The organism is Pseudoalteromonas sp. TP27, from assembly GCF_056470645.1.
The window spans coordinates 137,904-151,383 of the sequence record NZ_JARDAK010000006.1; the positions used below are offsets into that span (position 1 = coordinate 137,904).

At 38.3% G+C, this 13,480-nt stretch carries 10 protein-coding genes; 5 read left to right on the forward strand and 5 right to left on the reverse strand.

The features are described 5' to 3' along the window. Positions 1–81: 81 nt before the first annotated feature. Positions 82–2,844 carry a collagenase gene (locus PX700_RS09640; protein ID WP_479520597.1) on the forward strand — a complete coding sequence of 921 codons (2,763 nt, stop codon included), beginning with the start codon at positions 82–84 and terminating at the stop codon, positions 2,842–2,844. Between the two features lie 1,041 nt (positions 2,845–3,885). Beyond that, on the forward strand, positions 3,886–6,111 hold the full coding sequence (locus tag PX700_RS09645; RefSeq protein ID WP_479520598.1) for a fibronectin type III domain-containing protein: 2,226 nt from the start codon (positions 3,886–3,888) through the stop codon (positions 6,109–6,111). Positions 6,112–6,234: 123 nt separating this feature from the next. Here the strand turns inward: PX700_RS09645 and PX700_RS09650 are convergent, their stop codons facing one another. The 3 genes from PX700_RS09650 to PX700_RS09660 form a co-directional block, all read right to left on the reverse strand. Next, the gene (locus PX700_RS09650) at positions 6,235–6,957 is read right to left on the reverse strand and encodes a CBM9 family sugar-binding protein (protein WP_479520599.1); all 723 of its coding nucleotides are present in this window, start codon (positions 6,955–6,957) and stop codon (positions 6,235–6,237) included. Positions 6,958–7,024: 67 nt separating this feature from the next. Continuing rightward, positions 7,025–8,116 carry an MBL fold metallo-hydrolase gene (locus tag PX700_RS09655; RefSeq protein WP_479520600.1) on the reverse strand — a complete coding sequence of 364 codons (1,092 nt, stop codon included), beginning with the start codon at positions 8,114–8,116 and terminating at the stop codon, positions 7,025–7,027. A gap of 130 nt (positions 8,117–8,246) precedes the next feature. Next, a complete protein-coding gene (locus PX700_RS09660) occupies positions 8,247–8,903 on the reverse strand; it encodes a DUF2959 domain-containing protein (RefSeq protein WP_479520601.1) in 657 nt (218 codons plus the stop codon). A gap of 87 nt (positions 8,904–8,990) precedes the next feature. On the opposite strand from PX700_RS09660, the gene PX700_RS09665 reads away from it, so the two are divergent. Both PX700_RS09665 and dtd read left to right on the forward strand, forming a co-directional pair. Further along, the gene (locus PX700_RS09665; protein WP_479520602.1) at positions 8,991–9,896 is read left to right on the forward strand and encodes a virulence factor BrkB family protein; all 906 of its coding nucleotides are present in this window, start codon (positions 8,991–8,993) and stop codon (positions 9,894–9,896) included. Then, the gene (dtd, locus tag PX700_RS09670; RefSeq protein WP_479520603.1) at positions 9,897–10,334 is read left to right on the forward strand and encodes a D-aminoacyl-tRNA deacylase; all 438 of its coding nucleotides are present in this window, start codon (positions 9,897–9,899) and stop codon (positions 10,332–10,334) included. On the opposite strand, the gene PX700_RS09675 is transcribed toward dtd, so the two are convergent. Then, positions 10,323–11,036, reverse strand: coding sequence for a spermidine synthase (locus PX700_RS09675; RefSeq protein ID WP_479520604.1), 714 nt, complete (start codon positions 11,034–11,036; stop codon positions 10,323–10,325). The two genes, dtd and PX700_RS09675, sit on opposite strands and share 12 nt — an antisense overlap. Positions 11,037–11,295: 259 nt before the next feature. Here PX700_RS09675 and PX700_RS09680 point away from each other — a divergent pair, with 259 nt between their 5' ends. Then, positions 11,296–12,189 (forward strand): bifunctional GNAT family N-acetyltransferase/hotdog fold thioesterase, encoded by an 894-nt coding sequence (locus PX700_RS09680; RefSeq protein WP_479520605.1) that lies wholly within the window; start codon positions 11,296–11,298, stop codon positions 12,187–12,189. A gap of 78 nt (positions 12,190–12,267) precedes the next feature. Here PX700_RS09680 and PX700_RS09685 read toward each other — a convergent pair whose 3' ends face one another. Continuing rightward, positions 12,268–13,302, reverse strand: coding sequence for a phospholipase A (locus PX700_RS09685; RefSeq protein ID WP_479520606.1), 1,035 nt, complete (start codon positions 13,300–13,302; stop codon positions 12,268–12,270). Between the last annotated feature and the right edge of the window lie 178 nt (positions 13,303–13,480).

The window sequence follows — 13,480 nt, forward strand, 5'->3', positions numbered from 1 at the left end:
CTTCTAAAGATCGAAAAGAATGTACTGACACAGGAATGTCTTGATTCTTCACTTTCAAATAATACTTAAAGAGAAAAGTGCATGATTAAAACTATAAACTCAGTGGGGGCCATAGCTGCATTTATGCTTTGTGGCTTCCAAAACGCATCTGCGGCAACTATAAATCAGGTGTTTACTGAATCTTATCAATGTAATTCTGTGAATTTACGAGCGCAAAGCGGTATAACACAACAGCAATTAAGAAGTAGTTGCGATGAAATATCTGAAACTGAAACGGATTTTTACAGTTTTTTTAATACGAATGCTAGTTCCCCGCTGCCCAATGACAATAATACTACCTTAGATGTTTATATTTACTTATCAAGTGCAGAGTATAAAGCTAATGGCCAAGCGCATTTTGGAATTAACACTGATAATGGAGGAATGTACTTAGAGGGGTCGCCATCAAACTCGGCAAACCAAGCGAAATTTATATCGCACATTTGTGAGGATAGTTGGGTACCTTTTTCTTGTGCTTATACAGGGCAGGTATATAACCTACAACACGAATATGTACACTATTTAGATGGTCGTTTTAATGTCTCAGGCCCCTTTGGTACTTTTACATATAATGCGGGATTGACTGAAGGCTTAGCTGATTTTCTAGCTAATGGTACAAACTATACAAGGACACTCAATAGCTTCTCCGGTAAGGAGATTCCTCCTTTCTACAATATTTTGAGTGCGGACTATAATCACCCTGATTTATATCAGTGGGGTTATATGGCGATTCATTATATGAATGCAAATCATCGAAGTGATTATGACGATATAATTAATGCGCTTCGGTCTGGGAGTACTGCAACTTATCAAACAACCTTAAAAAATGTTTCAGACCGTATAGGCGATGGTTTTTCTGATTATGTGCAATCATTAACATCTGCGACAGCTATGAGTTATGTTGCACTTCCTGAAGATAATAACTTTGGCTCATGTAATTTGGAGCAAAGGTATATTCGATATGTAGATGATTCTTCTACATCTAATCTGTCAGTGCTAAATAATACTTCAGTCCCGTTAAGATTAATGTGGATTGATAATGTTACTGGAAGTGCAGGAACACAAGAAATAACATTATTAACGCAAGGTCAGCACTACAATAATAGCTTTTGGCGTGAAAACGATCGCTTTGTCATGATGAGCGAAAATCGAGAGTGTGTTGGGGTTGGTATTGTTGGGCAAACAGCTAGTTTTTCGGTAGAGCCTAGTTTAGTTAATAACTTAGTGCCTGACACTTTGCCTGCAGCTAATGAGATTGGTTCATGTAGTTTAGAAAGGCCTTATTTTAAAACTACAAATACCACTAATGTAACTGTTACAAATAACTCAAATGAAGTCATGCAAGTACGGTGGGTTAACTATGTAACTGGTGCGCGCTCTGATACTGTTTATGCAACACTAAACGTAGGTGAAAGTTATACAGGAACTACATGGCAGGCTGGTGATAGAATGGTGTTTGTTGATTCATTGAATAGCTGTAAAGGGGTGGTTTCTCTTACACCAGGTGAAAATGTATATTCTATAAATGGTGATGTTCAAAATAATGCGCCAACAGCAAATATTAACGGTACTTATAATGGGGTTGTAAATATAGCCGTTAACTTTACCAGCGCGGGTTCCAAAGATAATGATGGTTCGATAGAGGCTTTTCGTTGGGATTTTGGTGATGGTGCCGTGAGTACACTTGCCAACCCTAGCCACGCTTATAACTCACAAGGGGTTTATGATGTGCGTCTTACTGTAACTGACAATGAAGGGGCAACAAACACTACAAGTACTAAAGTGACTATTTCAGCAGAAGATATTATACCAGGGAATACCTTACCAAATACATGTACTACACAGGCACCTATTACTGGTGGTAATTTAGTAGCTGGTAATACTGTTTGTTTAGGTAATTCACCAGTAATTTGGCTTAGTATCGCAAATATTAGTGGCCATGACAGTGTTAAAATCAGAACGTCACACGGTTCTGGTGATTTAAGTATTAATTATGATAATTCAGGTTGGCCTACAGGCACGAATAGTGATGATGGTATTTCGAATGATATTGGAAACAGTGAGTGTATTTATGTATCTGGAGGGAGTAACTACTGGGGTAATCTGAAAATTTCTAATTCGAATGGAACTGCATCTATTTTAGTTGAATTTGACACTCCTGGATGTAATGTTAATGAAAATCAGAATACGCCCCCAACAGCTTATTCTAATGGTTCATATTTAGGTACTGTGAATAACTCGATAAGTTTTAGTAGTGCAGGTTCATCAGATACTGAAGGGCCAATAGTTTCATATAGCTGGAACTTTGGCGATGGAAAAATCAGCACTTTAATGAACCCTAGCCATACTTATACAGCTGTAGGTGACTATAATGTGGAGTTAACAGTTACGGATAGTGATGGTGCTACTGACACGGTAGTAACTACAGCTTCTATAAGTGCTGAGCACAGTGGTGGTGATACAGTGATCGATGCTTGCGCAATAGAAAGCCCTATATCAGGTTGGATTGAGCAAAGTGATGATATTTGTGTACCCAGCGGCTCTTGGGTTAATGCAATCGCATATTACGGTATTAACGTTCCATTGGGCACAAATAAAGTTGTTATAATGACAGCGCATGGATCTGGTAACGGAAATTTATATTATAAATCATCTGGTTGGGCTAGTGGGAATAGTTATGATCAAAGGTCTGACAACCCGGATAATGCAGAATTCATTACGATAAATAATCCTCGAGCAGGTTATCATTATTTCAGTATTGTTGGTGAGCATAATGGGATGTCAATTAAGTTTGATTTTGAATGATTCTTAGCTTATTAGCACTAGGGGTTGGAGAATCCTTTGTCCAGGTTGTATTGAGGTGAACTAGTCGTAGTGTATTGTTTTACAGGTAAGAAAGGTCTGATATGTGCCCCATTCAAATAATGATAGGGGCGCAGCATAGCTAATCACTACGTGTTGAACTACGGGTCTTTATATAGCGACTAACTTTTTGCCTAATGAGGTTAAACAAACGGCTTAACCTCAATGTTTTCTTAAGTATACCAGTGGAAGGCGTAGTCCCCTGATTAGCTTACATACTTTATTGTACGGCTAAAATGCTATTTGTTTAAGTAAATCTAACCTCTTAGAAGTCAAAAAACCTTAAGCAGCACTCTTCATGTAGCAGAACATTTAATCTCGAAAGATAATTATACCTAATTTAATCTGAATTCTGCATAGTGAATCTATCTCCAACGGTTACTTTCAACGCGAGCTACGTTGATTTTACTTTTAATTAGAAAAGCGTCTAGCATGTAAATTACCCTCGTTATTCCTAATATTATTCGCTAGATAATCAAAAATTTTTCAGATATCCATGCCTTACTTCGTAAATTAACCCAAATTAAAATAAATAAATCGTAAATGTTTTGCATTGGCTACGGTTGAAAATTGACTCGTTAGCAGGTGAAGCCTAGGGCTTATTTGATATCAGCTATTTTATAGTTAATTGGTGGAGTAAAGCATTGTGCTCACTTTTACTCTTTGGAATTTCTATGTAGATTTATTTCATAATTATGTTGAGTAAGAAAAAAATTTAGCTCTGTTTAGTAATTCATGTTCATTATGTTTTTTAAAGTTTACCATTTTATATCATCTATCATCATGATTTATCACTATTAATTATAAGCCCTTTAATTTCAAGGGTTTGCGGTGTTTTTGGTTTTTGTTTTTAGTGTTTTTTGAATGCTTGATTCTATGTTTTATGTAAGTTAGTTTTTAAAATTCAGTTGTAAATGAAACGTAAATTTTATGTTTTCAAACTAAAGCATAAAGAATAGTTAACTAACTTAGAATGGTGAAAAAATGAAACGACCCTCATTAAAACTTGTGAAAAGCCTGATAGGCTCTTTTCTATTTATTTCATACTATACATCCGGTGCAGAGTTACCAGATATGTGTGCAACTCAAGGGGCGTCGACTTCTATAAGCGATGGATCCCCTGTTTGTATCAATGATGATGGAGTTGCATATTTAAGTATTGCAGGAGCAAGTGATCATAACAGTATTGCTATCAGCACAGCACATGGTACGGGAGATCTTAACTTATATGTAGATCAGGGCCGTTGGCCTAGCACTGCATCAAACAGTACTGCTTATAGATCACTAACCACAGACTCAAATGAAGAATGTGTAATTATTAGTAATCCAAATCAACATTGGTTAATGATTGCTATATCTGGAGAGCGAAGTAATGCATCCCTTGTTGTTGATTTTGGTGCGACTACTTGCCGAAGCAATAACGAATTACCTAACGGCGGTAGTGAAAACACAGGTACTTTAGCTGCTCCTAGCAATTTGCAAGCAACAGTTAACGGAACAACCATTAATTTAAATTGGGATGATAATTCAAATAATGAGAATAGCTTTGAGATTCAACGATCAAGCGCAGGCTCTTCTTGGCAAGTAATATCAACGGTGGGTGAGAATACCACAACTTATACAGACACAGGCTTAGCTGAAGATACGACTTATTATTATACAATGTTTGCTCAAAACAGCACGAATAGGTCTGGTTGGAGTAACACTATAAGTATGCAAACCAGTTTGTCAGATCCTATTAGCCCTGAACCCAACCCTAACCCCAATATATTACCAGATATTTGCGCTACTCAAGATCCAACATCAGCAGTTTCATTACAGGATGGTGTTCCTGTTTGCGTTCCTGCGGTATCGTATAAGCTAGGTTTTAATGTTTCAACATTCAACAAAAATATAACTAGTATTGCTTTCAGTACTGCCCATGGTTTAGGAAACTTAACGCTTGCAGCAAGAACAGATGGTTGGCCTGTCGATGGAGATGATAGTACTAGGTCGTCGCATATAGGTAATACTGAGTGCGTTATTTTAACGCAGCCAGCAAATGGCTGGAATAATGTCAGTTTAGAAGGGTTATTTAAAGGGGTTAGTGTTGTTGCCGACTTCAATGCAACTAATTGTCGCGTCACTCCAGGGTTAGTAGATCCAGGTAATGATGGATACGATTATGAGAGTGTCCATGTCTTAGTTTATCCAATTAGATTTCCTGATCAAGATTTAGAGTTTAGTACTGCTCAAATTAATGCTGAAATGCAAAAAACTAAAGAATACTTTACTGAGCAATCATATGGTAATTTCAATTTTACGTGGGAGATAAAGTCAAAAATTACGATGCCCCATGACCATGACTATTATAATTATGATAAGTCTAAGTGGAGTTCAGGTTATAAAGAAGAATTAATTAATACTGGCATAGATCCTAATTTTCCAGGTGAAGGCACCATAATAATGGTAACGGCACCGCCTGTAGGTACACAAGCAAGTTACTTTATTAACTCTCAAGCAGCTCCTCCTTTAATGGAAATCTATACATATAAAGCTGGCACTATTGCCCATGAAGCGGGTCATGCATTGGGTTTGCATCACTCAATGTCTATCGAGGGTGGGAGCAGTACATTAAACGGAAATAGTAATGACATAGTTACTAATTACGGGAATGTATTTGGTTTAATGGGAATGGGTGCTCACTCTTTAGAAGAAATGAACTTAATGTATAAAGGGTATTTTAAAAATTGGATCACAGAGACTGATGTACCCACTGTCACAACTTCAGGAAAGTATAGAATATATGCTTTTGATCATGGCACCAGCAATGGCCATAATGCGCCTGGCCCGATAGGCCTAAAAATAAAGTCAGGGGATGGAGATAAAACATATTGGGTAGAATATAGAACCACACAAAATGGTGAAACAAATACACCTCCAGAGTCTCAATTACGTACTCCTTTATTGCAAAGTGGTATTCTTATAAATTTACAAAACTACATGGATGAAAACGCGGCTCCTTGGTATAACCATAACTCATTATTGTTGGATGCAACTCCAAACTCTCGAAGTTCTGGTTGGTCGTTAGAGGACTTTAATGATTCACCATTACTTCTGAACCAAACGTTTATAGACCCTTGGAATGGCTTTAGTATTTATCCAGTTGAGGTTGGTGGTACATTAGGCACTGCAAACGCTTGGATTGATGTTCAAGTTACTATTTACTAATACGAGCTTAGAAGAAATACACATTTTTAATGTGTATTTCTTTGTTGCTTAATAGTTAATTTGACGACTACTATTTATAAAATTTAGAGTTTTACAGCTCATACCTCCAATGCTAAAGAGCGGCTAGCGCACCAAGGTGATTTTGCCAAATACGTCTGCATCTATAAAACCACGGTTTCTGTCGCCGTTTACTGGTTGTACTTCGTGTGAGCCCATAAAGTGCTCGCGCACTTTGCTGCCGTCGTTATCGCAATACGCTAACATAAAGCCAATGACTTGCTTTTCGCTAAGTGTAATTGGTGTATTTACAGCACCTTCTTTGTAGTCGTTAGGGTAGAGCTTTATCGCTACTTCCCACGTAATGTTAAAAGGTGCAGTAGTGTTACGCTTCCAATTACTGACTAGGTGGTCGGTGTACAAATGGGCTTTTTTATCAGGGCCGTAATCGGCGGCTTGGTTATCAAGGCCAATATGGTACGCCAAAGCGGTGTGATTAAATTGGTGGTTTCCGCCCGATGCATCGCTATCTATAAATACCTCAAGCGCGTCGTCATCCCAATATTTATAGGTTGGATCGGCGTGTGTATCAATTAAAACATCATCCACAATATCGGCTTGTAGGTATAAATAGTTTTGATCCCACAGTAAACGGTAACGCCCTTTAAAATCTGCATCGTTTGATGGCAGAGTGCCATCCATTAAATAAGGCATATCGTGCCAAGCGGCTTTATCCCACGCGCTTTCTGATACGCCATCGACAGTAATTGGGGTTGATGTATGTTCAACATCAATCGCCATTGCAGGCGCGCTTAATAAAAAACTTAAGGCGAGTGCTAATTTTTTCATTAATATCTCGATTTTATTATGTATTTTTATTGATGTAACAGCCAGCTTAAAGTAGCTAAGTAATTAGTTACAGTGAAATCCTTTCACCTTCGTTTAGTATATACAGAGGAGTTTTAGTATCCATTTTTTTAGCCATATGCAGTAAGCGCAGTAAGGCTGAATGACTAGTGCGGTCGCCCATTTTCCACGTTGAGTTACCGTATCCCCAAGGTATCATTACTTTACAGTTAAGATCATTCGCGGCGTTTAGTGCATCCTCTGGTGTTGTGTGCACATAACGATACCAATTAGGGCTCTCTTCACTGTAATAAGACGCTATTGGCATTAAGCATATGTCTATATCACCATATTTTTGCTGAATGTCCTTAAAGTGCTTTGAGTAGCCGGTATCGCCTGCAAAAAATAAGGTCTTGCCGTTTTGATCAAGGAGCCAGCCATTCCATAGGTCTTTATCGTTATCTTCATAAATAAAGGGTATCATTACTCGGCTACTAAAGTGATGAGCAGGTAAGGCATGAATAGCTAAATCGCTAATATTTGTTTTTGCGTACCAAGCCATTTCGCTAATGTTAAACCCGCCAGTTGGGAAGTTGTCGGCCATACCCAGTGGTGTTAAGTAGCGAGGTTTATTACCTAACTCTTCTATATCTGCTTTATTAAAATGGTCGTAATGAATATGCGAGTACATCACAGCGTCTAAGTTTTCGAGTTCACTTTGTGTTAGCCAATCGCCGGGTTGTCTATAAAACCCTGAGGCCAGCCTAAAGGCTAAATCAACAGGTGAATCAAATTGCTCTTTAACAGGGTCAAATAGCATTTGCTGCCCGTTAGGTGTGCGGATCATAAATCCTGCATGCCCAAGCCAACGAACAGTGTATCCGGTATTTAATTTTGGAATTACTTGATCAGCAATATATTGGCAGTTTTCACTGTCTGTTTCGCACTGTAGTTTAGGGCTCGTTGGATAGCAGTCAGCTTCGCAGGTGGTAGGGTAAGTTTTTTTACCGGGGTAAAGATTATGAAAGCGTCCTTCTCGTTCGCCATCTTGATGCAGTGGAGTAACGGTACCTTCCCCTGCAATGACTTCAATGTGATTGGCTGTTTGGCAAGCGCTCAGCAGCATACATGTAGTGATGAGGCTAAAGGTGGTTAGTTTCATTGTCGTAATCTAGTTATTATTTTGTAAAAGTATAACAACAACAGCAGATTAACGAATAATTCAAAGGTAACAAAAAGTAACAACAAAAAAGCCTGCAATTTTGCAGGCTTAGTAAAAAAGTTTAAACTGATTAGCCTGCGCTATTCATTTGCTCTATAAATTTGTTTGAATCGGCAATCGATTTGTTCATATCGTTCATCAACAATTGAATATCGCGTTTAAGGTTAGTGAACTCGCCTTTAATAGCCGATACCGCTTGTGCGTTTAAGTTATGCTTTAAGTACAAAACGTTATCATGAAGCGATGTTAATACTGGCTCCATTTTGTCCTCAGCACTGCGCATTGAACGTAATAGCTGATCAAATTGGCGCTGAGTTGCAGCTAGCTTTTTGCTACTTTCACGTTTAAGTGATGCACTTTTATATTGCTCTAGCTCATCGCCCCATTCATCAAATAGCGCTTCTGCTACGTCTTCTACTTTATTAATGTTAGTTGACACTTCGTTAGCGGCTTTTAAGCTCGACTCGTAGTCATCGTTTAACTGATTATAAGTGTCTTGTAGTTCGCCACCATTAAAATCAATAAGTGTAGTTAAACGTTCAAGAGCCGATTTAAATTCTTCTTGCGACTCTTGTTGAGAGTCTTTGGTTTCTTCTACGCGGTCAATAAGAATATCGCGTTTGTGAACACCTACTTTTTCCATTGCAGAATAATAAGCTGATTGGCAACCAGTTAAAGTGAGTGTTAGTACAAGCATTGAAACACTAAGTAATGTTTGTTTTTTCATTTGAATTCCTATTTACGAGTGTTAGTGCTGTAAATTATGGCGCTGATTGTTATTATAATCAAAATTATATAAGCACAAGTCAATTGTATGAATGATAAGCTCTCCCATTACAAACAGCAAGTTAAGTCCTTTATACGCCAACAGCCTTCATGGTGGATGCAGTACGTTAATCGCTGCATAGACGATCAAATAACAGTGAATGCAGGTTATTTAGCCTACGTTACCTTGCTTTCATTAATACCGTTAATTGCCGTAGGTGTTGCTATATTCTCAGCTTTTCCGGGGTTTGAGTCGACTCGCATGGAAATAGAGAGCTTTTTGTTTACCAACTTTGTTCCTACCTCTACCGATGTTATTAGAGAGCATATTAGCTCCTTTGCGGGGAACGCGAACCAAATGACGGCGGTAGGTATTGGTTTTTTAGCGGCCATTGCTTTGCTGTTAATACGTAATGTTGACGCCACACTAAATCGTATTTGGCGAATTAAGAAAAAACGCCCAATGATGATCTCATTTGCCGTGTATTGGATGGTTTTAAGCTTAGGGCCAATGCTTTTAGGTGCCAGTATTGGTGTTACTTCTTATATTGTGTCGTTGGTGTCGTTTGCTGATCAGGGAATTCCGGGGTTTAGTGGGTTTTTGTTAAAGCTATTACCTTATGGTATTTCGATGGTGGGCTTTATTATGCTCTACACCTTAGTGCCTAATACAAGGGTGTCGTTTAAAGCGGCAATACCTGGCGCTTTTTTTGCGGCACTTTTATTTGAGCTAACTAAAAAGGGATTTGCACTTTATATTAGCCATTTCCCTTCATACGAAGTTATTTATGGCGCAGTAGCAACCATTCCTATTTTGTTTGTATGGGTGTATTTGTCATGGATTGTTGTGCTGCTAGGTGCTGAATTTACAGCATGCATTAGCCCAAATGATATTGAAGATACTCCAGAAATAGAGCTTGAAGATGACGAGCCAGCAGTAAAGGACACAGTGTAAATGCAAGGTTTAATACAACGCGTAAAGCATGCCAAAGTAGAAATAAATAACCAAGTGGTAGGCGAAATTAGCCAAGGTATATTGTTGTTGCTGGGCGTTGAAAAACACGACGATACGCAAACGGCCGATAAGCTTTTACATAAGGTAAGTAACTATCGTATTTTTACTGACGAAAACGACAAAATGAACCTAAGCCTTAAAGACATTGGCGGTGAGTTATTAGTGGTGTCGCAATTTACATTAGCTGCTGATACTAAAAAAGGAATGCGTCCTAGTTTTTCATCTGCGGCAACCCCAAGCCAAGCTAATGAGCTTTACGAGTACTTTGTAGCTCAAGCTAAAGAGTTGGGGCTTACAATAGCCACAGGTGAGTTTGGTGCCGATATGCAAGTAAGCTTGTGTAACGACGGACCCGTGACGTTTAACTTATCTGTTTGAGCTTTTGGTTACCACGACAATATGATTTACATAGCCCGTAATTTTTTGCGGGTGAGCGTTACAACCAAATACATCGAGTAATAGCTGCTGAAGTTGCTTTAATTGCGACTCATGCTGCGATAAAAAGTTAATAAATAGCACGCCGTTGTTATTTAAAGCCGAGTAGATTTTTTTATAAAATGCCTCTTCAAATAAAAATCGAGGTGCATCTATTTGGCTAAATAAATCGAGAATAATCCAATCAATATTTTGTGCACTTTTTAAAACCTGTTGTGCATCAGCGCAAAGCAATCGCTCATTTTTATTTGACGAAAAAAATTGGCTGTAGCAATCAATAATATCGGCATTTTTTTCAACGGATGTTATTTGTGCTTTAGGGTATTTGTGCTGTAAATAATTACGAATTGCACCGCCGCCAAGGCCGAGTTCTAACACTTTTTGTGGCGGCTTAAGAGCCTGCCAATGCTTACCTAGGCACAATAAATGTGGGAAAAGTAATAAACTCGGGTTATTTAAATCAATAACAGATTGAAGAGTATCGTTAATAAGTAGCCAGCGTAATTGTTCGTGCTCACGTACTTGAATGTGATCGCCACTGTGCTTATGCCAATAAATTAAGTGCCCAATACGGTGGCTGCTTTCAATAAATTGATCGCTTAGCAAACCAGTTAGTGAATTTATGTAATTGCTTTTTTCAGTCATATTCTCAGCATAAACTAGCAACGTTAAAGCGCAATGACCTTTGTTATTATTTTTTTTACGTTATTTTACAGCCATCACCAAAGTCGTATTTGCAGTTTTTTTAAGATGGAGTATGGTATTTGCCATAATAATGCCAATCAATTTAATTATTTTATTTTTTTAGCTTGGTAGATAATCAATACGATTAGTATAGCGCCGTAGCTTTTTTTTGACTTTTATTTACGGCTTATATACGACTTATATAACAACAGGAGTATGTATGTTTCAGGTAAGCACCCCACAAAGTAGCGAAGATTGGCAAGCATATTACCAATTGCGTTGGCAGGTATTACGCGCACCTTGGGGCGAGCCTCGTGGCTCTGAACAAGACGATATGGAACAAGACTCTGAGCACCGCTTTATAAAAAATAAAGAAGGCGAAGTGCTAGGTGTAGCACGTTTGCACTTTAACAGTCATGAGCAAGCACAAGTGCGCTATATGGCCGTTGCGGAGGGTAATCGTAATCAACATATTGGTAGCCGATTACTTCACGAACTTGAAAAAATAGCTTGGACACAAAATGCCGGTGAGCTTGTGTTATTTGCACGCGAACGTGCGCTTGAGTTTTATAAGCGCCACGGTTACGAGTTAAAAGAAAAAGCACATTTAGCTTACGGCGATGTACAGCACTTTAAAATGATAAAGCAAAAGCCAAGTGAGCCAGGTTGGTTTCGCCATCCAAATTGGACTCAAGTGCTGCAAAATATATGGCGCGAATCAATTCCAATTAGTGATGCGATGGGCATTAAAGTAGAAAGCTACACCGATTGGCAATTTACAACCAGTGCAGATTTAGACGCTAACTTAAACTTACATAACACGATGTTTGCAGGTTCTATTTATAGCTTGGCAACACTTACGGGTTGGGGCGCAACATATTTAGCGCTTAAAGAAGCAGGGCTCGAAGGTAATATTGTGTTAGCCGATGCTAATATTAAATATTTAAAACCACTAACTACAGACCCGCGTGGCTGTGTAGATTTACAAGCCTGCAAAGGTAAGTTGAGCGATTTAGAAACCGAAGGTAAAGCAAGTTATGTTGTGCCTGTTACTATTTATGATGGTGACAATATAGTTGCAGAGTTTGAAGGTGTGTTTGCGGTTAAAAAATAACGGTTTAATTTAATGCCGAAAAGCAAAAAGCCAAGCCGTGGAACAATCCACATAGCTTGGCTTTTTTGTGAGCTTGTTTTACAACAAGTCAGTTAATAATATACCTACACCAATACGCTCAATATCGGCGTTGTAATCAATTAAGCTTTCGCCATAACCGTTAAAGTATTGTGCATAACCACGAACGCGACCCCATAAAGGAAATGACCAATCGAGTTGAATTGCACCACGGTTTTCTGAATTTAGGTTGTTACGTGTCATGAAACTAAACTCGTGCTCATTAAGGCGATATGCACCACTAAATTCAAAGTAACCCATGTATTTGTATATGTCTGGGTTATCGTCGCCACTGGCATCAAGTATATCTTCTTTAGTATCTTCGCTTATGCGGTACCAAGGTTTAAAGCTAAAAACAAAACCCTCATTTTCCCAAATAAAGTTTGCATAAATACGGTTCCACGAACGCGAGTTTGGTTGACTACGACCATTTGATTGATGCGAAATACCTAAAGCAATGGCCATTTCGTCGCCCCACAATACGTTTTCTGGGTCGAGGTAATTTATCCAAAATATTTCCGGTTCGTAGTTAGTTTCGCGAAATGGTGAAGATATTTCTGAGTTATAAAGCTGCCAATATGATTGCAGTGTGAAGCCAAAGAATATAGCTTGGTCTTCATCAGAGAAGTCATCGTAAAGAGGCACTTTAATCGATAACTGATATTTTGCTTCTACATTGTCTAGAGGCTCGCCGTCGTTTTCGTCAGTTAATGCATCAAAACCATCAAATGGGCGATCGTTAGGATGTGACACGTACGAAATTGGTAAAATATAATTACGTTTATGTGGGGTAATTACATTTCTATTTTTTTTACCTACTTCTTCACGCGCTTGACGTTTATCAAGCGCGGTAAGTTGTTTGTTTTCTTCAAGAGCTGAACATTTTTTACGAAGATCGTCTAATGTTTGTTTACCATCTCCGCCAATTACCTCATTTAAAATACACTGTTTTACAAGCTCAATGTCGTTGTTTTGCTCGTTTTTAGCAACGTCTTCTTGTGCGAAGGTAGCTGTACTTATTAAAGCAGAAAGTGTGATCCAGTGGCGCCAGCTCATTGTAATTCCTTGTGAGTTCGGGTTGTTGTATGCGTTAATTTAATTATAACGTCTTTTTACATATGTAACGGTGAACTTTTGCTGAATTTGTATTCAAAGCAAATTGCATACGTATATAAAGTAAATATAGATCAGAAAAAAAGCGACCTAAGCCGCTTTTTTAATGCAAATTAACCAT

Bases quoted from the DNA above. Each gene is read 5' to 3' on its own strand.
- PX700_RS09640 (WP_479520597.1), top strand. From the start codon at position 82: ATGATTAAAACTATAAACTCAGTGGGGGCCATAGCTGCATTTATGCTT.
- PX700_RS09645 (WP_479520598.1), top strand. From the start codon at position 3,886: ATGAAACGACCCTCATTAAAACTTGTGAAAAGCCTGATAGGCTCTTTT.
- PX700_RS09650 (WP_479520599.1), bottom strand. From the start codon at position 6,957: ATGAAAAAATTAGCACTCGCCTTAAGTTTTTTATTAAGCGCGCCTGCA.
- PX700_RS09655 (WP_479520600.1), bottom strand. From the start codon at position 8,116: ATGAAACTAACCACCTTTAGCCTCATCACTACATGTATGCTGCTGAGC.
- PX700_RS09660 (WP_479520601.1), bottom strand. From the start codon at position 8,903: ATGAAAAAACAAACATTACTTAGTGTTTCAATGCTTGTACTAACACTC.
- PX700_RS09665 (WP_479520602.1), top strand. From the start codon at position 8,991: ATGAATGATAAGCTCTCCCATTACAAACAGCAAGTTAAGTCCTTTATA.
- dtd (WP_479520603.1), top strand. From the start codon at position 9,897: ATGCAAGGTTTAATACAACGCGTAAAGCATGCCAAAGTAGAAATAAAT.
- PX700_RS09675 (WP_479520604.1), bottom strand. From the start codon at position 11,036: ATGACTGAAAAAAGCAATTACATAAATTCACTAACTGGTTTGCTAAGC.
- PX700_RS09680 (WP_479520605.1), top strand. From the start codon at position 11,296: ATGTTTCAGGTAAGCACCCCACAAAGTAGCGAAGATTGGCAAGCATAT.
- PX700_RS09685 (WP_479520606.1), bottom strand. From the start codon at position 13,302: ATGAGCTGGCGCCACTGGATCACACTTTCTGCTTTAATAAGTACAGCT.